The following is a 21,649-nucleotide window of genomic DNA, read 5'->3' as shown; positions in this document are numbered from 1 at the left end:
TCAGGTAGAGGCCTTCCCCAAGTGCCACGGGTCGCTCGTGGAGTTACGGGAAGCCTTGGCCGGCGCCGGTGTCTCCCTTCCCGGCCTCCGCCTCGACCCGGCGTCCTTCGACGACGGGGACGGGATCCCTCTCTTCGACCTCGGCCGCTGCAACATGACCAACGCGGCTCGACTGGTCGAAGCGCTCAGGAGGGGAGCTTCGCCACCCGGAACAACCAGTGCAAGGGAGTTGACGACATGCGTCACCGCATCGCCCGCCTCCTCAAGTCGCCGCTGCTACGGCGCCACAGGCCGACCGGCTACGGAGCCGGACCCCGGCCCCCACGGCCGCAACCGCAACCGCAACCGCAACCGCCGCTCCCCGCCCGCGTGCCCGGCATCGGCATGGGGTCGTGCGGGATGCCGCCCGCCGGGGAGGTGACCCGGTGAACGGCGGCACCAGCGCACGCCTGCTGCCCTGGGCCGGGTCGGAGGGCAAGCCCTGCATCCTCGTGACCGACGGCACCGGCCCTCTCTCCAAGGTGGCCGACACCGTCGAGAGCGTGCAGCTCGGGATGGCGGCCGATCTGCTCGGCCACGCCGCCGAGTTGATGGCCGACCACCGGGCGACATCCGCCCAGCTGCGGTTCCTGCTCGCCAGGATGCGCGAGGCGTTGACCGACGTGCACCGGATCGCCGCCAGCCGGGGTGCCCGCCTCGCGGAGCGGACCGGCATCAGGGCAGCAGGTCCGGGAAGTCCTTCCTGAGGGCCGCCAGCTGGGCCTCGTACCCCGCGACGAAATCCGGGCGGCGATCGTCGCCGAGGGTGCCCGTGGACGGAAGCGGGCCCCGTTCCAGGAGTTCGGGCAGCGCGCGGAACACCGCCGTTGCCGCCTTCCAGCGCGCGTCATCGCGCGTGCGGGCCCGCAGCAGGGCGTCGTACGGATTCGACTTCAGGTCGTTGATGCGCTGTGCCGGGACGAACTTGCCCGTGAAGGCGTCCGCGCCGGGCAGGGGCTCGCCCGGGTCGGCGAGGGAGCGCAGCACCGCCACGGTCGCGAACAACCGTCCCCACCGTCTGACGTGACTCTCATTCACCGCCGGCATGAGCGAATCATTGCCGGATTCCCAACCTTTCGAACTTCCTTGGTGAGGCCGCGTGTGCAACCATCCGGCCGCCTCGGCGAGTCCACTGGGGCATGGACTCCCGAATACCCATACGTACCGGCGCGCTCGCCGCCGTGCTCGGTGCCGCCCTGCTCGTACCCACCGCGCTCGCCGCCGCCCCCGCCGCCGCGGCCACGCCCGCCGTCAGCTGCACGTCCGCCAAGGCGGGCCTCGCCGCGAAGCTCCAGAACGACATCACCGCCGCCCTCGCGAACCGCAAGGGCACCGTCGCCCTCGGTGTGTACGACCGCAGCACCGACACCACCTGCACCCTGCGTGCCACCAGCTCCTACGACTCGGCCAGCACCGTGAAGGTCACCGTGCTCGCGACGCTGCTGTGGGACGCCAAGAAGCACAACCGCTATCTGACGAGCACCGAGACGAAGCTCGCCACGGCCATGATCACCCAGTCGGACAACGCCGCGACCAGCACGCTGTGGAAGCAGCTGGGCCTGACGAAGATCAAGGGCTTCCTGTCCGCCGCCGGGATGACGAAGACCGTGCCGGGCACGGGCGGCTACTGGGGGCTGACCCAAGAGAACGTCACCGACGAGCAGAAGCTGCTGAAGCTCGTCACCGCCAAGAACAGCGTGCTGAGCGACAACTCCCGCGCCTACATCCTGAAGCTGATGGGCGAGGTCATCTCCGCGCAGCGCTGGGGCACCCCGGCCGGCGCCCCCTCCACGGTCGCGGTGCACGTCAAGAACGGCTGGCTGCAGCGTGCGACGCACGGCTGGCGGGTGCACAGCCTCGGCACCTTCAACGGCGCGGGCCACGACTACATGATGTCGGTGCTGACCCAGGACAACAGCACCATGGACTACGGCGTGACCACCATCCAGAACGTCGCCAAGGTCATCCACAAGGACCTCGTGCCGACCACGACGGCCACCAAGGTCTACGTCCCGACGAGCAGGCCGAGCGAGGCCTTCGTCGCCGTACCGCCGCAGGGCTGAGGCGCGGCACACGGCATACGGCCGGACCCCGCGGAGCGTTTTGTTGCAGCGGGATGAAATCCGGCCCCGCCGGCGTTGGTGCCTTCCGGCAGAGCAGGTCAGGCGAACGGAAGGCACCGGCGTGGCAGCGCAACGGGGATGGGCACGGCGTCTGGCGGCTTACGCCTGGCGGTATCCGAAGGACGTGATCCTCGCCCTCGGCTCCTCCCTCGCCGGCATGGCGGTCATGGCGGTCGTCCCGCTGATCACCAAGGTGATCATCGACGACGTGATCGGGAACCACACCCGCACCATGGCCCCCTGGGCCGGCGCCCTGATCGGCGCGGCCCTGCTCGTCTACGCCTCCACCTACGTCCGCCGCTACTACGGCGGCCGCCTCGCCCTCGACGTCCAGCACGACCTGCGGACGGAGATGTACGGCACGATCACCCGGCTCGACGGGCGGCGGCAGGACGAGCTGTCCACCGGGCAGGTGGTCGGGCGCGCGACCAGCGACCTGCAGCTGATCCAGGGCCTGCTCTTCATGCTCCCGATGACCATCGGGAACGTCCTGCTCTTCCTGATGTCCCTGGTGATCATGGCCTGGCTGTCGCTGCCGCTGACCCTGGTCGCCCTCGCCGTCGCGCCCGCCCTCGGCTGGATCGCCCGCCGCAGCCGCAGCAAGCTGCACCCCGCCACCTGGTACGCCCAGGCCCAGGCCGCCGCCGTCGCGGGCGTGGTCGACGGCGCGGTCAGCGGCGTCCGCGTGGTGAAGGGCTTCGGGCAGGAGGACCAGGAGACCGGGAAGCTGCGGGAGGTCGGCCGCCGGCTCTTCGCCGGGCGGCTGCGCACCATACGGCTGAACAGCAGGTTCACCCCCGCCCTCCAGGCCGTACCGGCCCTCGGCCAGGTCGCCATGCTGGCCCTCGGCGGCTGGCTGGCGGTGCGCGGGCACATCACGCTCGGCACGTTCGTCGCCTTCTCCAGCTACCTCGCCCAGCTCGTCGGCCCGGTCCGCATGCTCGCGATGGTCCTCACCGTCGGCCAGCAGGCCCGCGCCGGCACCGAACGCGTCCTGGAGCTGATCGACACCGAGCCGACGATGCAGGACGGCGGCAAGACCCTCCCGGCCGACGCGCCCGCGACCGTCGAGTTCGACGACGTGTCCTTCGGGTACGGCAGCGGCTCCCCGGTCCTCGACGGGCTCAGCTTCGAGATACGCGCCGGCGAGACCCTCGCCGTCGTCGGCTCCTCCGGCTCCGGCAAGTCCACCCTCTCGCTGCTCCTGCCGCGCTTCTACGACGTCACCCGCGGCGCCGTCCTGATCGGCGGCCACGACGTGCGCGAGCTGACCCTCGACTCGCTGCGGGCCGCGATCGGGCTCGTCCCCGAGGACTCCTTCCTCTTCTCCGACACCGTCCGCGCCAACATCGCCTACGGCCGCCCGGACGCCACCCAGGAGGAGATCGAGACCGCCGCCCGCGCCGCCCAGGCGGACCGTTTCATCGCCGAGCTCCCCGAGGGCTACGACACCAAGGTCGGCGAGCAGGGCCTGACCCTGTCCGGCGGCCAGCGCCAGCGCGTCGCGCTCGCCCGCGCCCTGCTCACCGACCCGCGCCTGCTCGTCCTGGACGACGCCACCTCGGCCGTCGACGCCCGCGTCGAGCACGAGATCCACGAGGCCCTGGGGCACGTCATGCAGGGCCGCACCACGCTCCTCATCGCGCACCGCCGCTCCACTCTCAACCTCGCCGACCGCATCGCCGTCCTCGACGGCGGCCGGCTCGCCGACCTCGGCACGCACGAGGAGCTCCAGGAGCGGTCGCCGCTGTACCGCAGGCTGCTGACCGACCCGGACGAGCTAGGCGGCGTCTCCCCGGGCCACGCCCCGTCGGCCGGTCCCGAGGAGGACACGACCCTGCGTGAGGAGCTGGACGCCGAGTTCGACGCCGAGCGGGGCGTCACGCCCCGGCTGTGGACCGGTGACCGGGAGCCCAAGGACCCGGCGATGTCCGGCACCCCGGCCACCCCGGAGCTGCTCGCCCAGGTCGAGGCGCTGCCCCCGGCCACCGACACCCCGGACGTCGACGAGGCGCGGGCGGTGCGCCGCGAGGACTCCTACGGGCTGCGCCGGCTGCTGCGCGGCTTCGGCGCGCCCCTGCTGATCAGCCTGGGGCTGGTCGCCGTGGACGCGGGCGCGGGGCTGCTGCTGCCGGTGCTGATCCGGCACGGCATCGACGCGGGCGTGACGAAGATGGCCCTCGGCGCGGTCTGGGCGGCCTCGCTGCTCGGCCTCGCGACCGTCCTCGTCCAGTGGGCCGCGCAGATCGGCGAGACCCGGATGACCGGCCGTACCGGCGAGCGCGTCCTGTACACCCTGCGGCTGAAGATCTTCGCCCAGCTCCAGCGGCTCGGCCTCGACTACTACGAGCGCGAGCTGACCGGCCGGATCATGACGCGCATGACGACCGACGTCGACGCCCTGTCGACGTTCCTCCAGACCGGCCTGGTCACCGCGTTCGTCTCCGTCGTCACCTTCTTCGGCATCATGCTCGTCCTGCTGCTGATCGACGTCCAGCTCGCGCTCGTCGTCTTCGCGACCCTGCCCCCGCTGATCGTCGCGACGTTCTTCTTCCGCCGGGCGAGCGTGAAGGCGTACGAACTCGCCCGCGAGCGCGTGTCCGTGGTCAACGCCGACCTCCAGGAGTCGGTCGCCGGGCTGCGGATCGTGCAGGCCTTCCGGCGCGAGCGGGACGGCGGGGCGCGGTTCGCCGGGCGCAGCGACGACTACCGCCGCGCCCGGATCCGCGGCCAGTGGCTGATATCGGTCTACTTCCCCTTCGTGCAGCTGCTGTCCTCGGTCGCCTCGGCGTCCGTGCTGATCGCGGGCGCGCACCGGGTGGAGGCGGCCACCCTGACGACGGGCGCCCTGGTCGCCTACCTGCTCTACATCGACCTGTTCTTCGCGCCCGTCCAGCAGCTGTCCCAGGTCTTCGACGGCTACCAGCAGGCCACGGTCTCGCTGGGCCGCATCCAGGAGCTGCTGCGCGAACCGGCGTCCACGAGGTCGGCGGACGAACCCCTGGAGGTCCTCTCCCTGCGCGGCGAGATCGCCTTCGAGGACGTGCACTTCGCGTACGGCGCCGAGGAGGAGGCGCTGACCGGCATCGACCTGACGATCCCCGCCGGGCAGACCGTCGCCTTCGTCGGCGAGACGGGCGCGGGCAAGTCCACCCTGGTCAAGCTGGTCGCGCGGTTCTACGACCCGACCGGCGGCCGGGTCACCGTCGACGGCACGGATCTGCGCGCCCTCGACCTGACCTCGTACCGGCACCGGCTCGGGGTGGTCCCGCAGGAGGCGTACCTCTTCCCGGGCACCATCCGCGACGCGATCGCCTACGGCCGCCCCGACGCGAGCGACGCCGAGGTGGAGGCGGCGGCGCGGGCGGTCGGCGCGCACGAGATGATCGCCGGGCTGGAGAGCGGATATCTGCACGAGGTCGCCGAGCGCGGCCGCAATCTGTCGGCCGGTCAGCGCCAGCTGATCGCGCTCGCCCGCGCCGAGCTGGTCGACCCCGACGTCCTGCTCCTGGACGAGGCCACGGCCGCCCTGGACCTGGCCACGGAGGCCCAGGTCAACCAGGCCACCGACCGGCTGGCGGGCCGCCGTACGACGCTGGTGGTCGCCCACCGCCTGACCACGGCGGCCCGCGCGGACCGGGTGGTGCTGATGGCCCAGGGCCGGGTCGCCGAGGACGGCACGCACGCGGAACTCCTGGCAAAGGGCGGCCGGTACGCCGAGCTGTGGCGGACCTTCGCCGGCGGGGCCGAGCCGGAGGAGCCGGTCGCCGCGACCGCCTGACGCGCGCCACTGACGGTCGTGCAACCTTCCGACACACTCACGCGTCCCGTACATCAGTACGGGCCGTCGGGGGAAGGTGACCGTGCCACGGGGTGTGACGGGTGATACGGGGAGGAACAGCTGTGGACATGGGTGCAATACGCCGACGCCTGGCGCTCGGGGCGGCCGTACTGGTGGGGTCCGGGACGCTCGCCCTCCTGGCGTCCGGTGTCGCCGAGGCGGCCCCGGCGGACACCTGCGCAGGGCGGGAGGTGCGGACCCTGTCGTTCAGCACCGGCGTCACGCACATCTACAAGCGCGACGGCTACGTCTGTGCCATGACCGTCGCCAGACGTGCCGGCGCCGTCCAGACGATGTCCGTGAGCGTCCAGGCCCGCGGCAACCGCCCGGTGATCGACAGGGGCGGCTACCGGTACGAGGCGGGTCCGGTCACCGTGCACGCCGGCCACCGCTGCGTGTGGATCAAGGGCTCGGTGGGCCCGGGCTCGGTCGACTCGGGCTGGATCATGTGCTGAGCACCGGGACTCACAGCCGGCGGGCGCAGCCCACCGGCCTGTCCCCGCCCAGCTGTACGTACAGCACCGTCGACGGCGGGCACCCGGACCGGGTCCGTGCCGCCGTGGTGATCCGGTACTGCGGCGGGTGTGCGCCCGCGCCGTCGCACCGCGTCTCGCGGACCTGGCCCGTGCCGGAGGTGTAGACGCAGTCGCCGGGGATCGTGCGCGGGCCGCCCCCGCCGCCGGGGTCGCCGGGGTGCGGTGGTTCCAGAGCGCGCATGCAGGCGTAGCCGTCGGTGCCGATGTGCAGCACGAAGTCGGTGGTCGGCGGGCACAACGGGCCGTCGCCCGGCCCGCCCTCGTAGCGGGCGACGACCCGGGCCGCCGCCCGCTCGCCGGTGCAGGGCACCTCGGTCACGTCGGTCGTGCCGAAGGAACTGCACGCGCCGACCGCGAGGAACCCGGCGCCGTAGCCGCCGCTATCGGTCGGGCGGGCGTCGCCCACCGGCGCGCCCGCCCCGCCCCGGCAGCCGGTCAGCAGGGCGGCCAGCAGCAGGCACACCAGCTGTGCGGCACCTTTCCCGCGCATCGTCATTCCCCCCGGCATCCCCGCCCAGCGTGGCCCGGGACGCCGGTGCCACGCCAGACGGCGTGGGAGGGTTTCCGCCTGCCTGCGGTGGTACGACCGATCTATGGGCGTACGCCTAGTACGTCAGCCCGTGCCCGATCGGGTACAGCACCTGTGCCGGATCGTCCGCCCGGGGCACCGGCACCGGCAGCTTCCCGCGCGGCGCCACCCGCCCGGCGAGGACCCGCGCGGCCGCGCGCACCTCGACGTCGGTCCAGCCGTACGACGTCAAGCAGGCCTTCACGGCGGGGAGTTGTGCCACGTCGTAGGGGTTGCGGACGGCGAGGGCCGCCACCGGCCGGCCCGTGGCCAGCAGGCGCTCCACCAGCGTGCGCTGGGAGCTGCCCGCCGTCACGTCGTACGTCGCCACCACCACCGCGTCCGCGTCCTGTGCCGCCGTGACCGCCCGGGCGACGGCGGCGGCGGAGGGCGAGGTGCCGGTGGACAGGGCCGTGGCGGTGAAGCCCAGTTCGGTGAGGGCGGCGGCCAGGACGCCGGTGGGCGGGCCGGTGGTGCCGGTGGGGGAGTCGGGGTCGGCGCCGACGACCAGGATCCGGCGTGCGGTGCGGGGCGTGAAGGGCAGGGTGCGATCGTCGTTGACGAGCAGGGTCGTGGTGCGCTCGGCGATCCGGTCGGCCGTCGCCAGGTGCGCCTTCGTGCCCACCGTGCGCTCCACGCCCGCCCGGGAGGCGTACGGCGCCTCGAAGAGGCCGAGCCGGGACTTCAGGCGCAGGATGCGCAGGATCGATTCGTCCAGCCGGGACTCGGTCAGCTCGCCGTCCTGTACGGCCTTCAGCACGGCGTGCCAGGCCACGTCGATCGAGGGCGGGTTGAGCAGCTGGTCCACCCCGGCCTTCAGGGCGAGCACCGGCACCCGGTCGTCTCCGTACTTGGTGCGCACGCCCGCCATGCCGAGGGAGTCGGTGATGACGACGCCGTCGTAGCCGAGTTCGCCGCGCAGGATGCCGGTGAGGACCGGGTGGGAGAGGGTGGCCGGGTCGCCGGAGTCGTCCAGGGCCGGGAACTGGATGTGCGCGGTCATGATCGAGTCGATGCCGGCGGCGATCGCGGCCCGGAACGGCACGGCGTCCAGCTTCTCCCACAGGTCCCGGCTGTGGGTGATGACCGGGAAGCCGGTGTGGCTGTCGGTGGCGGTGTCGCCGTGCCCCGGGAAGTGCTTGGCGGTCGCCGCGACCCGGGACTGCTGATAGCCCTTCACCTCGGCGGCCACCAGCTCGCCCACCGCCTCCGGGTCGGCACCGAAGGAGCGGACGCCGATGATCGGGTTGGCCGGGTTCACGTTGACGTCGGCGTCGGGGGAGTAGTCCTGGTTGATGCCCATCGCGCGCAGCTCGGCGCCCGAGATCCGGCCGAGGGTCCGCGCGTCGGACCGGGAGCCTCCCGCACCGAGGGCCATCGCGCCCGGGAAGAGCGTGGCGGGCTTGCCGACCCGGCACACCGCGCCGTGCTCCTGGTCGGTGGCGACGAGCACCGGCAGCCCGCGCGCCTGGTCCAGGGAGGCCTTCTGGATGCCGTCGGACAGCTCCGCGATCTGCTGCGGATCACGGGTGTTGTGCGCCCAGGTGAAGTAGATGATGCCGCCCACGCGGTACATCGCGATGAGCTCGGCGGCCGTGCGGACCCCCAGCTCCTTGAGATTGGCATCGATGTCGGCCTGGTCCGGGGCGGTGGCGGAGTGACCGTAGACCCGCATCACGAAGAGCTGGCCGACCTTCTCCTCCAGCGTCATCCGGGAGATCAGGGCGCGCAGCCGGCGGTCGTCGGGCGGGGTGCCGGGGGCGGCGGCGCGGGCGGTGGCGGTCGGTGCGGTCAGCGCGGCGGTGAGGCCCGCCGTGGCGGCGAGGACGGCGCGTCGGGACGGTCTGCCGGTGTCGGACACGTGCGCTCCTTCCGGAGGAGAACCGCTGAAGGAAACTTCCGAAGGGTCACCAATATCCGGGAAGTTTCTTTCCGTCAAGGGACTGCACAGTAACCGGAGGAGGGGTCGCCACCGGCGCATTGAGAGGGGGCGTGCCGATGGCGACGGGCGGGGATCCGGGCCGGTTCCCGTCGCGCCGGCGTCCCGGTTCATGGACATCGCGTCCCGGCGGACCGCCGTACGGCCATCATGGCGGCCGTGCCCGCAGTCGACATCCCCGGTTCCAAGTCCATCACCGCCCGCGCGCTCTTCCTCGCGGCCGCCGCCGACGGCGTCAGCACCCTCGTGCGGCCCCTGTGCTCCGACGACACCGAGGGCTTCGCCGAGGGCCTGACCCGACTCGGCTACCGGGTGGGCAGCACGCCCGACACCTGGCAGGTGGACGGCCGCCCGCAGGGGCCGGCGCGCGGAGGCCGACGTCTACTGCCGTGACGGCGCCACCACCGCCCGCTTCCTGCCCGCCCTGGTCGCCGCCGGCCACGGCACCTACCGCTTCGACGCCTCCCCGCAGAAGCGCCGCCGCCCCCTCGGCCCGCTGACCCGCGCCCTGCGCGACCTGGGCGTCGACCTGCGGCACAAGGCGGCCGAGGGCCACCATCCGCTCACCGTCCGGGCGGTCGGCGTCGAGGGCGGCGAGGTCGTGCTGTACGCCGGCCGGTCCTCCCCGTACCTGACCGCGCTGCTCCTGCTCGGCCCGCTGACCCGCACCGGCCTGCGGATCCGCGTCACCGAGCTGGTCTCGGCGCCGTACGGGGAGATCACGCTGGCCATGATGCGGGCGTTCGGGGCGCAGGTCGCCCGGGACGGCGACGGCTACGACATCGCACCGGGCGGCTACCGGGCCACCGCCTACCCGATCGAGCCGGACGCCTCCACCGCGAGCCACTTCTTCGCGGCCGCCGCCGTCACCCCGGGCCGCGAGGTGACCGTGCCCGGCCTCGGCAGGGGCGCGCTCCAGGGCGACCTCGGCTTCGTGGAGGTGCTGCGCCGGATGGGCGCCGAGGCGGAGCTCGAAGAGGACCGAACGACGGTACGCGGTACGGGAGTTCTGCGCGGACTCGCCGTCAACATGCGGGACGTCTCCGACACCATGCCGACCCTGGCCGCGATCGCGCCGTTCGCCGACGGTCCCGTCCGCATCAAGGGCGTGGCGAACACCCGGGTGAAGGAGTGCGACCGGCTGGAGGCCTGCGCGGACAACCTCCGCCGGCTCGGCGTGCCGGTGTCGACCGGCCCCGACCGACCCCGGCTGCGTCCGCAAGACCTTCCCGGGCTTCCACGAGGCGTTCGAGAAGCTCCGCCGAAACGCGCCCCAAAGGGGCGCGGGGAACTGCGCGATCAACCACAATGAACCCGCACCCGGCGTCCGCCAGTCAGCCCCGGGCTACCAGCCGCCTAAGCCGCCTCGTCGAGCAAGCGCAGCAGATGCTCCCGCCCGGCACCGAGAATCTCCTGGAGCGGCGCCGCCGCCTCGTACCACCGCTTCTCGTACTCCCAGCACAGCCATCCGTCCCACCCGTGCCGGCAGAGCTCGTCCACGCACTCGGTGAGCGGAAGCACCCCCGAGCCCAGCGGCAGCGGCATCGTGTCGTCGGCCGACGCGATGTCCTTGACCTGCACGTATCCCAGGTGCGGGGCGAGGGCGGCGTACGACTGCGAGGGCTGTTCGCCGCCCAGCCAGGTGTGCATGACGTCCCACAGCGCGCCGACGTGGCGGTGTCCGACGGGCCCCAGCACGCGGATCGCGGCGGCGCCGGTGCGGTGGGAGTCGTGCGTCTCCAGCAGGACGCGCACCCCGAGCGCGGCGGCGTCCTCGGCGACGGTGCCGAGCCGCCGCGCGGCCATCGCGTCGGACTCGGCGGCGGGCAGGTCCGGGTCGGCGCCGGGGAAGACCCGGACGAAGGGGGCGCCGATGTCGTGGGCGAGCTGCACCAGGGCGCGTACGGCGTCGACGACCGGGCCGTCCTCGCCGGGCGCGGCCACGCGCGCGTACCCGGCGACGGCCAGGATCTCGACGCCCGCCGCCTTGAACGCGGCGGCCACGTCCGCCCGTTGGGCCGCCGTGAGGCCCGGGTGCACCGGCTCCTCCGGATGGGCACGCAGCTCGACGCCGTGGTAGCCGTGCGTGGTGGCGAGCGCCAGCACGTCCGGCAGCGGAAGACCGGGAACTCCGAGGGTGGAGAAGGCTAGCTTCATGGTCACGGACCCTACTCGTCACTCGCCCGACCGGTGCAGATCCAGGCGCCAGTCCTGGCCGATCAGGTCTTTTCCGAAGGAGCGGTGCGGCTGCTCGGCGGTGAGCACGAAGCCGTGGCGTAGGTACACGCGCCGGGCGGCGCCGAGCACGTCGTTGGTCCACAGCACCAGGTCGCGGTAGCCGACCCCGCGCGCGAAGTCCACGACCGCGCCGACCAGCAGGTCCCCGATGCCGTGCCCCCGTGCCTCCGGCTCGACCAGCAGCAGCCGCAGCCGTGCGGTGCCCGGGGCGTCGTCCCGTACGCACATCACGCAGCCCACGGGCCGCCCGCCCAGCTCGGCGATCCACACCCGCTCCAGATGCGGATCGTGGTCCTCGGCGAAGTCGGCCACGATCCGGGCCACCAGCCCCTCGTAGTCGGCGTTCCAGCCGTACTCGGCGGCGTACAGCGCGGCGTTGCGCTGCACGATCCAGCCGAGGTCGCCGGGGCGGGGCTCGCGCAGCGCGACCTCGGCAGGTCCCTGCGGGGCCGTGTCACCGAGGACCGTACGGAGGGCGCGCAGGGCCTCGGCGGCGCCCTGTCCGCTCGCGGTGAGCACCACCCTCGTGCCGGAGGAGTCCCGCTCGACCAGTCCGGCCCGCTCGACCGCGTCGAGGATCCGGGTCAAGGTCAAGTGCCCGTCCGTCAGGCCGAGTCGGGCCCGCAGCCCGGCCTCGTCGGTGCCGTCGGCATGCGCGAGTTCGGACAGCACCCGGTCGACGGCGAGGATGTCCTGGACGGTCATGGCCGGCCCCCGTGGTTGGCGACGGTTCGCAGTGGTTGAACGATTCAAGTACGTTGATTTCCCTTGCTGGTTCCCCTCTTTCCCCGGTCCGGCCCGCCTTTGACTTCCCCGCCCTCTCATCGTAGGTTTAATGACGAACGTCACTTATGTCCGTTTGGCATCAAGAGTGACGGATCCGCCGTAGATCGCCCTTGCGAGCGGCGGACCCCGCCCGGAGCTGCGCGCAGGCTCCGGAGCGTCAGGAGGGCGGCCCCATGGCGGCCGCCGGACAGAAAAACCACACCCTCGGAGAGGGGCTCATCATGCGCGCGCACACCACCCGTATCAAGAGAGTGGCCCTCGTGGTCTGCTCGGCACCGATCCTGGCCCTCGCGGCCGGAGCCGGAGTCGCCAGCGCAGCCACCAGCTCCGCACCGACCGCGGCCGTCGCGTACGACCACGGTGGCGGTGGCGGCTGGGGCTGGGGTGACGACCACGGCGGTGGCGGCTGGGGCTGGGGCGACGGCGGCGGCTGGGGTTGGGGAGACCACGGCGGCGGCTGGGGCGACGGCGGTGGCTGGGGCGACGGCGGCGGCTGGGGCTGCTGACCCACCCACAGTGAACTGACCTCACACCCCCGACAGTGAAAGGTGGATCCGGGTGCCCGACCCATGGGCACCCGGATCCCTGTGACCAGCCGGTTCCACGGAGCCGACGGCCGTGAAGGCGGTGACCGGATGAGGATCGTCTGTGTGGGCGGAGGCCCGGCCGGGCTGTACTTCTCGATCTCGGCGAAGCTGCGGGACGCCGGGAACGAGATCACCGTGATCGAACGCGACCCGCCCGAGGCCACCTACGGCTGGGGCGTCGTGTACTGGGACGACCTGCTGGACATCCTGCACTCCAACGACCCCGAGAGCGCCCGCGCGATCAGGGCCGGCTCGGTCCTCTGGCAGGCGCAGGAGATCCAGGTGCACGGCGGCGGGCACGACGGTACGGCGTACTTCGGGGGCTACGGCTACAGCATGGGCCGCGCCGCGCTGCTGGAGATACTGACCCGCCGCGCACGCTCCCTCGGTGTGGACGTACGGCACGGAGAGCGCCTCGCCGACCCCGCCGACCTGCCCGAGGCCGACCTGATCGTGGCCGCCGACGGGGCGGGCAGCCGGATCCGGCAGAGCCGCGTCGAACGCTTCGGCACGAAGACGGAGACCGGCCGCAACCCCTACATCTGGCTCGGCACGGACCGGCAGTTCGACAGCTTCGTGTTCTGCTTCGAGAAGACCGAGGCCGGCTGGATCTGGTTCCACGCCTACCCGTCGATCCGGGGCATCAGCACCTGCATCGTGGAGTGCTCCCCGGAGACCTGGCAGGGCCTCGGCCTGGACTCGACGGAGCCCGAGGAGGCCGTGCCGCTGCTGGAGAAGATCTTCCACCGGGCGCTCGACGGCCACTCCCTGATCAGCCGGTCACGCGGCGCCCCGGCCCAGTGGCAGCGCTTCACGCACCTGCGCAACGAGACATGGGTCGACGGCACGGATCGCCACCGCCCCGTCGTCCTGGCCGGCGACGCCGCACACACCACCCACTTCACGCTCGGCTCCGGCACCCGGCTGGCGATGATCGACGGGATCGTGCTGGCCCACAGCCTCGCGCACCACGCGGATCTGCGGGCGGCGCTGCGGGCGTACGACGAGCACCGGCGCGCGGAACTGCACCCCGTACAGGCCGGCGCGCGCTCCAGCATGGCCTGGTTCGAGCGCCTCGACGACTACCTGGAGCGCGACCCGGTCTCCTTCGCCTACGCCATGGCCGTCCGCACCGGCCGCCAGTCCCCCTGGCGCTACCAGGCCCACCTGGCCAACCAGATCCCCGCCCTGCGCAAGGCCCGCCTGGCCTACGACACGGGCCGCCGCTGGTACCGGGACCGCAGAAGGGGCCAAACCCCGCTGCCACTCCTGGGCCGCTCCGTCCCGCCCGGGACCCCCTCGAAGACCCCCTGAGCATCGGCCCCCGTCTCCGTCAAGGGCAACGGCACCGTCGTCAGCGGGGGAGGGGCGGCCGGGCCGCTCCCTCACCCCCGGGGTGCCCCCGAGGACCCCCTGACCATCAGCTCGCCGCGGACGGTCGCGATGCCGCCGGGGGGTGGTTCCTCGCCCCCCATGGCGATCCGCCCGGCCCTGGCCCCCGCTTCCGCCAGCGGCAGCCGCACCGTCGTCAGGGCAGGCACCGCGTCGATGCTGAACGGCAGGTCGTCGAAGCCGGCCACCGAGACGTCCTCCGGAATCCGCAGCCCGGACTCGCGCAGCGCCGCGCACGCCCCCAGCGCGACGGAGTCGTTCGCGGCGACGATCCCCGTCAGCCCCGGATCCCGCCGCAGCAGCTCCAGCGTCGCCTCGTACCCGGACCGGCGGTCGTAGCGGCCGTACACCGTCCAGCGCGGATCCTCCTCGACCCCCGCCGCCGCCAGCGCCTCCCGGTGTCCCTCCAGCCGGTGCCGCGTCGTCGTCCGCTCCTCGGGTCCGGCGATGTAACCGAGCCGGCGATGCCCGAGCCCCAGCAGATGCTCGGTCAGCCGGCGCGCACCCCCGCGGTTGTCGAACGTCAGGGCCACGGCCCCGGTGTCCTCTGCCTGCGGCCGCCCGCACAGCACCACGCGCGTCCCGGCCTCCGCCAGCTTGCGCAGCTTCGCCGCGACCGCCGCCGCGTGCGGCGCGTCCTCCACGGCACCGCCGGTCAGCAGCACCGCCGCCGCCCGCTGGCGCTGCAGCAGGGTCAGATACGTCAGTTCACGCTCGGGCGACCCGCCCGTGTTGCACACGACCGCCAGCCGCTCACCGCCCGCCCGGCCCCCGCCCGTGCCCCCGATCTCGGCCTGGATCGCGGACGCCATGATCCCGAAGAAGGGGTCGGCGATGTCGTTCACCAGGATTCCGACCAGGTCGGAGGTGGCGGCGGCCAGCGAGCTCGCCGGGCCGTTGAGGACGTAGTCCAGCTCGTCCACCGCCCGGAGCACCCGCTCGCGTGTGGAGGTGGCCACCGGGTAGTTGCCGTTCAGTACGCGCGACACCGTCGCGGGGGAGACCTGGGCGCGGGCCGCCACATCCGCCAGGGTCACCGTCATGTCGTCGTCCTCCGGTCGTGCTTCGTGTCGTACGCCCTCGTAGACAGCCAGTTCCTGCTCGTGGTTCCGAGCGGACGTCCAGCAGACCTTAAAGCCATCGACCCCGGATGTTCGCCCCCTCGAACAACTCGAAGGGGCAACGGTCTTGTACAGACCACTGTTCAGAGGCTAGCTTCTCCGTGTGTAGAAAGCGCTTGCTGCGAGTGGTGCAGAGGGGACTCACGTGACACGCAAGACGGTGCGCATCGCCATGAACGGCGTGACCGGACGCATGGGCTACCGCCAGCACCTCGTCCGGTCGATCCTCGCCCTGCGCGAACAGGGCGGCCTCGACCTGGGCGACGGCACCGTGCTGTGGCCGGAGCCGATCCTGCTCGGCCGCCGCGAACACGCGCTCCGGGAGATCGCCGAGCGCCACGGGCTGGACGAGATCTCGACGGACGTCGACGCGGTGCTGGCGGATCCGTCGGTGGACATCTACTTCGACTCCCAGGTCACCTCCGCGCGCGAGGAGTCGATCAAGAAGGCGATCGCCGCCGGGAAACACGTCTACACCGAGAAGCCGACGGCGACGGGCCTGGCCGGCGCCCTCGAACTCGCCCGGCTCGCCCACGACAGGGGCATCAAGCACGGCGTCGTCCAGGACAAGATCTTCCTGCCGGGCCTGCTCAAGCTGAAGCGGCTGATCGACGGCGGCTTCTTCGGCCGGATCCTGTCCGTCCGGGGCGAGTTCGGCTACTGGGTCTTCGAGGGCGACTGGCAGCCCGCCCAGCGCCCGTCCTGGAACTACCGCGCCGAGGACGGCGGCGGCATCGTCGTCGACATGTTCCCGCACTGGGAGTACGTCCTGCACGAACTGTTCGGCCGGGTGACCTCCGTCCAGGCCCTCGTCACCACCCACATCCCGCAGCGCTGGGACGAGAACGGCAAGCCCTACGACGCGACCGCGGACGACGCCGCCTACGGCGTCTTCGAACTCGACGGCGGCGCCGTCGCCCAGATCAACTCCTCCTGGGCGGTCCGCGTCAACCGCGACGAACTGGTCGAGTTCCAGGTCGACGGCACCGAGGGCTCGGCGGTCGCGGGTCTGCGCAACTGCCGTGTCCAGCACCGCAGTTCCACCCCCAAGCCGGTCTGGAACCCGGACGTCCCCGCCACCGAGGTCTTCCGCGACCAGTGGCAGGAAGTCCCGGACAACGGGGACTTCGACAACGGCTTCAAGGCCCAGTGGGAGCTGTTCCTCAAGCACGTCCACGCCGACACGCCGTACCACTGGGACCTGCTGGCCGGCGCCCGTGGCGTGCAGCTCGCCGAACTGGGCCTGAGGTCCTCCGCCGAGGGCCGCCGCCTCGCCGTACCGGAGATCTCCCTGTGACCATCCAACTCCCTTCCGCAGACGGCGTGTTGCGGACGTACGAGCCCCGCACGGAACCGTTGGCGCTCTCGCCGGGTACACCCTTCACCTCCCGTACGGTCTTCTCGGCGGCCCACGCCGTCGCCGACCCGTACGCCGACGTCTCGCCCGACTCGCCGGCCGCCGTCGACTGGGACGCCACCCTCGCCTTCCGCCGCCATCTGTGGTCCCACGGGCTGGGGGTCGCGGAGGCCATGGACACCGCCCAGCGCGGCATGGGCCTGGACTGGGCGGGCGCGGCCGAGCTGATCCGGCGCAGCGCCGCCGAGGCGAAGGCGGTGGGCGGCCGGATCGCCTGCGGTGCCGGCGCCGACCAGATCACCGGCGGGTCTCTCGTGGAGATCCGCGCGGCCTACGAGGAGCAGCTCGCGGTCGTGGAGGAGTCGGGCGCCCAGGTGATCCTGATGGCGTCCCGGGCCCTGGCCGCCGCGGCCCGGGGGCCCGAGGACTACCTGGAGATCTACGGCCACCTGCTGCGCCAGTCCGCCGAGCCGGTGATCCTGCACTGGCTGGGCCCGATGTTCGACCCGGCGCTGGCGGGCTACTGGGGCTCCGCCGACCTGGACGCGGCCACCGACACGTTCCTGGAGGTCATCGCCGCGCACCCGGACAAGGTCGACGGCATCAAGGTGTCGCTCCTGGACGCGCGGCGCGAGGTCGACCTGCGCCGCCGTCTCCCGCGCGGGGTCCGCTGCTACACCGGCGACGACTTCCACTACCCCGAGCTGATCGCGGGCGACGGCCAGGGCTTCAGCCACGCCCTGCTCGGCATCTTCGACCCGCTGGGCCCGCTGGCGGCGCAGGCGGTCCGGGTCCTGGACACGGGGGACACGGCCGGTTTCCGTGGCCTGCTGGACCCCACGGTCGCCCTGTCCCGCCACCTCTTCCAGGCCCCCACCCGTTTCTACAAGACCGGCGTGGTCCTCCTGGCCTGGCTCGCGGGCCACCAGGCGCACTTCACGATGGTCGGCGGCCTCCAGTCGGCCCGCTCCCTCCCGCACCTCGCCCGCGCCTACGAACTCGCCGACGGCCTCGGCCTGTTCCCCGACCCGAAGCTCGCCGAGGAACGGATGAAGAACCTGCTGTCCCTGTACGGGGTGACCTCATGACACCGCCGGATCTCTCGCGATTCAGCATCAACCAGATGACGGTGAAACAGCTGTCGCTCCCGGAACTGGTGTCGGCCTGCGGCGAGTCGGGCGTGACCCAGGTGGGCCTGTGGCGCGAGCCGGTCCAGGAGTACGGCGTGACGGAGACGGCGAAGCTGATCCGTGAGGCGGGCCTGACGGTGACGACGCTGTGCCGGGGCGGCTTCTTCACGGCGATCGACCCGGAGGCGCGGGCAGCGGCCCTGGCGGACAATCGACGCGCGATCGAGGAGGCGGCGACGCTCGGCACCGACACGTTGGTCCTGGTCTCCGGCGGCCTCCCGCCCGGCAGCAAGGACCTGCGGGCGGCGCGCGAGCGCATCGCCGACGCCCTCGCCGAACTCGGGCCGTACGCCGAGCAGCACGGCGTACGCCTCGCCATCGAGCCCCTGCACCCCATGTACGCCTCCGACCGCTGCGTCGTCTCGACCCTGGCCCAGGCCCTGGACCTCGCCGAGCGCTTCCCGGCGCACCAGGTCGGGGTGACCGTGGACACCTACCACATCTGGTGGGACGACCAGGCGCCCGCGCAGATCGCCCGGGCGGGGGCGGGCGGCCGTATCCACACCTTCCAACTCGCCGACTGGGTCACCCCGTTGCCCGAGGGCGTCCTCAACGGCCGGGGCCAGATCGGCGACGGCGCGATCGACATGCCCGAGTGGCGGGGGTACGTGGAGGCGGCGGGCTACTCGGGCCCGATCGAGGTCGAGCTCTTCAACGACGAGCTGTGGGCCCGGGACGGGCGGGAGGTGCTGGCGGAGACGGTGGAGCGGTTCCTGACACGCACCGGGAAGTGAACCGGACGGCCCGGCCCCTGAACGGGCATGTCCATGGGGCCGGGAGCCTTTTTTGGTCAGCGCCAACACCTCCGCGCGGCCGCGCACTCCCGGGTGCCGGCGGTCTCGGTCCGTTGACGACTGGATGAACTGGGCGGCTCGCCCGGATCCCGGTCCGGGCGAGCAGCTCGCAGGTCACTGCTTGACTGGGCACATGGAACTGCGTCAACTTCGCTATTTCGTGGCGGTGGCCGAGGAGCTGCACTTCGCCCGTGCCGCCGAGCGGCTGCTGATCGCCCAGTCGGCCGTCAGTCAGCAGGTGCGGCGGCTGGAGCGGGAGTTGGGGGCCGGCCTCTTCGACCGGTCACCGCGCCGGGTGCGGCTGACCGAGGCCGGGCAGCGGTTTCTGCCGGCGGCGCGCGAGGTGCTGGCCGCCGAGCAGCGGGCGCGGGCCGCGGTGGCCGACTACGCCGCCGACCGCGGTGAGCGGTTGCGGGTGGGCACCAGTACGGGAATGGGGGACCGGCTGGACCAGGTGCTGGAGGCGCTGGCCGGGGTGGCTCCCGAGCTGAGGGTGGAGCTGGCCTCCGCCCCCACCGCCGTACGCCTGGAGCAGGTCGCCCGCGGGGAACTGGACGCCGCGTTCGTGCGCGGGGTGGAGGAGGGCCCCGACGGGGTCCGGCTGGTCCCGGTGTGGCAGGACCGGCTCCTGGTGGTCCTCGGTGCGCGGCACGCCCTCGCCGGTCAATCACGGCTGGAGCTGGGTGAGTTGAGCGGTCTGCCGCTGTATCTGACCGCGCGGCGCAACAATCCGCCGCTCGTCGACCTCGTCGTGGGCGCATGCCGGGACGCCGGCTTCGAGCCCGTACCCGGGCCGGCGGCGAGCTCGTTGCAGGACACCCTGGCCGCGCTGGGCGCGGGCAGCCCCGGCTGGAGCGTGGTGTACGCCTCGCACGCCGCGCAGCTGGCCACCGGGCGGGTCTCCTTCCTGCCGGTGAGTTCCCCTCTCGTCCTGCCGACGGCGCTCGCCGTTCCCCGCACCGCACCTGCGGCCCGGGTCGCGTCCCTCCTGGAGGCCTGCCGGGCGATCGGCGCGAGCGATCGCGCATCGTGAACGCTGCGTGCGCGAAGTGCCCCTGGGTGCCGGGCCCCGGATCGGGTGGACTGGGAGTCGAAGCAAGCACCGACCATCGACTCCAGGAGCTGACCATGCCCATCGTCACCGTCCAGCAGGGCCCCCGCAGCGTCGAGCTCAAGCGCGAGCTGATCGCCCGCATCACGGACGCCTTCGTGGACGCCTACAAGATCCCCGCCGACACCGTCCAGGTGTGGATCAACGAGACCCCGGCCGACAGCTGGGGCTCGGCCGGCGTCCTCACCGCCGACAGGTAGCCGTCCGACCAGCCATCTGCCCGCCCCCGCCGCGAGAGGAACCACGACCTCATGGCCACCGCCGACCGAACCGACCGCACCGAGCCCGACGCGCCCAGGGGCGTGGTGCTGCGCTACTTCGAGGCGCTCGCCGCCGGGGACCAGGAGACCATCCGGAACAGCTGGGCCGAGGACGGCAGTTGCTGGTACGGCGGTGACCTGCCCATCTCCGGCACCTGGCAGGGCCGGGACCAGGTGATCAACGGCTTCCTGGCGACCGCCTTCGCCCACCTGGACCCCGACCGCGAGATCGGCCTGAAGGTCACCAACGTCTTCGGCGAGGGCGAGCAGGTGCTGGTCGAGTTGGACTCCTGGGCGACGGGAAGGACCGGCAGGGCCTACCACGAGCACAACATCGGTGTCTTCACCGTCCGCGCCGGAAAGATCGTCAACATGCGCGAGTACGCCGACACCCAGCACTGGGAGCGGGCGCTCGTCGCCCCGTAGGCGGGAACGACATCCCTAGAAGAACACCCCGCACCGCAGCAGCACGTTCGCGTACGGCCGTGCCTCCCCGGTGCGGACCACCAGCCGGGCGCCCGCTGACAGCTCCTTCAGCCGCTCGTGCGGCACCAGCTCCAGGTCGCGGAAGTGACCGTCCAGCAGCGCCCGGTTGGGGCCGCGCAGCTCCCGAGCCGCCGTCGCACCCTCCACCACCAGCTCCGCCAGCAGCCCCTCCAGCACCTCCGCGAACGACGGCACCCCGGCCCGGAACGCCAGGTCCACCACGCGCGGCCCGGCCGGGATCGGCAGGCCGACGTCGCACACCAGCACCCCGTCCCCATGACCCAACTCGGCCAGCGCCCCGGCGAGATGACGGTTCAGGATCCCCGCCTTCTTCACCGGGCGTCGACCTCCCGCGCCGTCGGGTACGACTCCTGCGCGCCCCGCTTCGTCACGGCCGCCGCGCCGACCCGCGCCGCGTACCCCGCGGCCTCGGCCGGCGAGGCCCCCGACCCCAGCTTCCAGGCCAGTGCGGCGGTGAAGGCGTCGCCCGCGCCCGTGGTGTCCACCGCGTCCACCTTCACCGACGGCACGCGCGTCACCCCGGAGGAGTCGCACACCAGCGCCCCCTCCGCGCCCAGCGTCACCACCACCGAGCGCGGGCCCCTGGCCAGCAGCAGCTTCGCCCAGTCCGCGGGCTCGTCGCTCACGCACGCGTCGCCGAGGACGATCCGGGCCTCGTGCTCGTTGACGATCAGCGGGTCGCAGGCCGCCATCACCTGTGCGGGAAGCGGGCGGGGCGGCGACGGGTTCAGTACGAAGCGGGTGTCCGGGGGCAGTTGCCGCACCACCTCCGCGACCGTCTCCAACGGGATCTCCAGCTGCGCCGACACCACCCGCGAGGCGTGGAAGAGGCTGCCCGCCGCCCGGACGTCCGCCGGGGTGAGCCGGGCGTTGGCGCCCGGCGACACCACGATGCTGTTGTCCCCGGACGGGTCGACGGTGATCAGCGCCACGCCCGTCGGCGCCCCGCCCACCAGCACGCCGACCGTGTCGACGCCCGCCGCGCGCAGGGAGTCGAGCAGCAGCCGGCCGTGGCCGTCGTCGCCGACCCGCGCCAGCAGGGCCGTGTCCGCGCCGAGCCGGGCGGCGGCCACCGCCTGGTTGGCGCCCTTGCCGCCCGGGTGCACGGCCAGGTCGCCGCCGAGCACCGTCTCCCCGGCGGCGGGCCGCCGTTCGACGTCGATCACCAGGTCGGCGTTGGCCGACCCGACGACCAACAGGTCGTAGTCGTACATCAGTTGACTCCCCTTGATGCCCATGGACGCCCGTGATGCCTGTCGA

Annotated in this window: 20 protein-coding genes and 1 pseudogene; 13 read left to right on the top strand and 8 right to left on the bottom strand. The window is 72.8% G+C overall.

The features are described 5' to 3' along the window. Positions 1 to 425: 425 nt before the first annotated feature. The gene (locus tag ACFC8N_RS03030; RefSeq protein ID WP_376285812.1) at positions 426 to 746 is read left to right on the top strand and encodes a hypothetical protein; all 321 of its coding nucleotides are present in this window, start codon (positions 426 to 428) and stop codon (positions 744 to 746) included. On the opposite strand, the gene ACFC8N_RS03025 is transcribed toward ACFC8N_RS03030, so the two are convergent. Continuing rightward, on the bottom strand, positions 715 to 1,044 hold the full coding sequence (locus ACFC8N_RS03025) for a hypothetical protein (RefSeq protein ID WP_356023158.1): 330 nt from the start codon (positions 1,042 to 1,044) through the stop codon (positions 715 to 717). The genes ACFC8N_RS03030 and ACFC8N_RS03025 overlap by 32 nt on opposite strands. A gap of 134 nt (positions 1,045 to 1,178) precedes the next feature. Between ACFC8N_RS03025 and ACFC8N_RS03020 the strand changes: the two genes are divergently transcribed. The 3 genes from ACFC8N_RS03020 (at position 1,179) to ACFC8N_RS03010 (ending at position 6,458) form a co-directional block, all read left to right on the top strand. Further along, positions 1,179 to 2,102, top strand: a complete 924-nt coding sequence (locus ACFC8N_RS03020; protein ID WP_376285809.1) for a serine hydrolase — start codon at positions 1,179 to 1,181, stop codon at positions 2,100 to 2,102. 121 nt (positions 2,103 to 2,223) lie between these two features. Then, positions 2,224 to 5,943, top strand: a complete 3,720-nt coding sequence (locus tag ACFC8N_RS03015; protein ID WP_376285806.1) for an ABC transporter ATP-binding protein — start codon at positions 2,224 to 2,226, stop codon at positions 5,941 to 5,943. Between the two features lie 122 nt (positions 5,944 to 6,065). Then, a complete protein-coding gene (locus ACFC8N_RS03010; protein ID WP_356023151.1) occupies positions 6,066 to 6,458 on the top strand; it encodes a hypothetical protein in 393 nt (130 codons plus the stop codon). A 10-nt stretch (positions 6,459 to 6,468) separates the two neighbouring features. On the opposite strand, the gene ACFC8N_RS03005 is transcribed toward ACFC8N_RS03010, so the two are convergent. Both ACFC8N_RS03005 and ACFC8N_RS03000 read right to left on the bottom strand, forming a co-directional pair. Continuing rightward, the gene (locus tag ACFC8N_RS03005; protein ID WP_376285803.1) at positions 6,469 to 7,029 is read right to left on the bottom strand and encodes a hypothetical protein; all 561 of its coding nucleotides are present in this window, start codon (positions 7,027 to 7,029) and stop codon (positions 6,469 to 6,471) included. Between the two features lie 115 nt (positions 7,030 to 7,144). Continuing rightward, the gene (locus tag ACFC8N_RS03000; protein WP_376285800.1) at positions 7,145 to 9,088 is read right to left on the bottom strand and encodes a glycoside hydrolase family 3 protein; all 1,944 of its coding nucleotides are present in this window, start codon (positions 9,086 to 9,088) and stop codon (positions 7,145 to 7,147) included. A gap of 108 nt (positions 9,089 to 9,196) precedes the next feature. Between ACFC8N_RS03000 and aroA the strand changes: the two are divergent. Continuing rightward, positions 9,197 to 10,311: pseudogene (gene aroA / locus ACFC8N_RS02995) on the top strand (3-phosphoshikimate 1-carboxyvinyltransferase); the annotation flags it as partial. A 91-nt stretch (positions 10,312 to 10,402) separates the two neighbouring features. On the opposite strand, the gene ACFC8N_RS02990 reads toward aroA, so the two are convergent. Together ACFC8N_RS02990 and ACFC8N_RS02985 are read right to left on the bottom strand one after the other, a co-directional pair. Then, on the bottom strand, positions 10,403 to 11,203 hold the full coding sequence (locus ACFC8N_RS02990) for a sugar phosphate isomerase/epimerase family protein (RefSeq protein WP_356023144.1): 801 nt from the start codon (positions 11,201 to 11,203) through the stop codon (positions 10,403 to 10,405). A gap of 18 nt (positions 11,204 to 11,221) precedes the next feature. After that, positions 11,222 to 11,989, bottom strand: coding sequence for a GNAT family N-acetyltransferase (locus ACFC8N_RS02985; RefSeq protein ID WP_376285796.1), 768 nt, complete (start codon positions 11,987 to 11,989; stop codon positions 11,222 to 11,224). Between the two features lie 254 nt (positions 11,990 to 12,243). Here ACFC8N_RS02985 and ACFC8N_RS02980 point away from each other — a divergent pair, with 254 nt between their 5' ends. Next, positions 12,244 to 12,576 (top strand): hypothetical protein, encoded by a 333-nt coding sequence (locus ACFC8N_RS02980; RefSeq protein ID WP_356023139.1) that lies wholly within the window; start codon positions 12,244 to 12,246, stop codon positions 12,574 to 12,576. 129 nt (positions 12,577 to 12,705) lie between these two features. Next, on the top strand, positions 12,706 to 13,971 hold the full coding sequence (locus ACFC8N_RS02975; protein ID WP_356023137.1) for an FAD-dependent monooxygenase: 1,266 nt from the start codon (positions 12,706 to 12,708) through the stop codon (positions 13,969 to 13,971). A 71-nt stretch (positions 13,972 to 14,042) separates the two neighbouring features. On the opposite strand, the gene ACFC8N_RS02970 is transcribed toward ACFC8N_RS02975, so the two are convergent. Further along, entirely contained in the window at positions 14,043 to 15,092 is a 1,050-nt protein-coding gene (locus ACFC8N_RS02970) for a LacI family DNA-binding transcriptional regulator (protein WP_376285792.1), read from the bottom strand. A gap of 223 nt (positions 15,093 to 15,315) precedes the next feature. On the opposite strand from ACFC8N_RS02970, the gene ACFC8N_RS02965 reads away from it, so the two are divergent. The 6 genes from ACFC8N_RS02965 (at position 15,316) to ACFC8N_RS02940 (ending at position 20,308) form a co-directional block, all read left to right on the top strand. Then, a complete protein-coding gene (locus tag ACFC8N_RS02965) occupies positions 15,316 to 16,467 on the top strand; it encodes a Gfo/Idh/MocA family protein (RefSeq protein WP_376285789.1) in 1,152 nt (383 codons plus the stop codon). After that, on the top strand, positions 16,464 to 17,615 hold the full coding sequence (locus ACFC8N_RS02960) for a dihydrodipicolinate synthase family protein (protein WP_376285786.1): 1,152 nt from the start codon (positions 16,464 to 16,466) through the stop codon (positions 17,613 to 17,615). The genes ACFC8N_RS02965 and ACFC8N_RS02960 overlap by 4 nt, the downstream gene beginning before the upstream one ends. Next, positions 17,612 to 18,451: a sugar phosphate isomerase/epimerase family protein gene (locus ACFC8N_RS02955; RefSeq protein ID WP_356023125.1), complete on the top strand. Its 840-nt coding sequence runs from the start codon at positions 17,612 to 17,614 to the stop codon at positions 18,449 to 18,451. Before ACFC8N_RS02960 ends, ACFC8N_RS02955 begins: the two co-directional genes overlap by 4 nt. 193 nt (positions 18,452 to 18,644) lie before the next feature. Beyond that, the gene (locus tag ACFC8N_RS02950; RefSeq protein WP_376285783.1) at positions 18,645 to 19,544 is read left to right on the top strand and encodes a LysR substrate-binding domain-containing protein; all 900 of its coding nucleotides are present in this window, start codon (positions 18,645 to 18,647) and stop codon (positions 19,542 to 19,544) included. Between the two features lie 95 nt (positions 19,545 to 19,639). After that, on the top strand, positions 19,640 to 19,822 hold the full coding sequence (gene dmpI / locus ACFC8N_RS02945; protein WP_356023120.1) for a 4-oxalocrotonate tautomerase DmpI: 183 nt from the start codon (positions 19,640 to 19,642) through the stop codon (positions 19,820 to 19,822). A gap of 51 nt (positions 19,823 to 19,873) precedes the next feature. Further along, complete coding sequence (locus tag ACFC8N_RS02940) at positions 19,874 to 20,308, top strand: nuclear transport factor 2 family protein (RefSeq protein WP_376285780.1); 435 nt, start codon at positions 19,874 to 19,876, stop codon at positions 20,306 to 20,308. 15 nt (positions 20,309 to 20,323) lie between these two features. Here the strand turns inward: ACFC8N_RS02940 and rbsD are convergent, their stop codons facing one another. Together rbsD and ACFC8N_RS02930 are read right to left on the bottom strand one after the other, a co-directional pair. Then, on the bottom strand, positions 20,324 to 20,704 hold the full coding sequence (gene rbsD, locus ACFC8N_RS02935; RefSeq protein ID WP_356023115.1) for a D-ribose pyranase: 381 nt from the start codon (positions 20,702 to 20,704) through the stop codon (positions 20,324 to 20,326). Continuing rightward, positions 20,701 to 21,603: a ribokinase gene (locus ACFC8N_RS02930; protein ID WP_356023273.1), complete on the bottom strand. Its 903-nt coding sequence runs from the start codon at positions 21,601 to 21,603 to the stop codon at positions 20,701 to 20,703. The genes rbsD and ACFC8N_RS02930 overlap by 4 nt, the downstream gene beginning before the upstream one ends. Positions 21,604 to 21,649: the final 46 nt, after the last annotated feature.

The organism is Streptomyces sp. NPDC055966 (assembly GCF_042269865.1).
Lineage (GTDB): Bacteria > Actinomycetota > Actinomycetes > Streptomycetales > Streptomycetaceae > Streptomyces.
The sequence above is the reverse complement of the archived record's forward strand: the minus strand, read 5'-3'. Positions and strand labels throughout refer to the sequence as shown.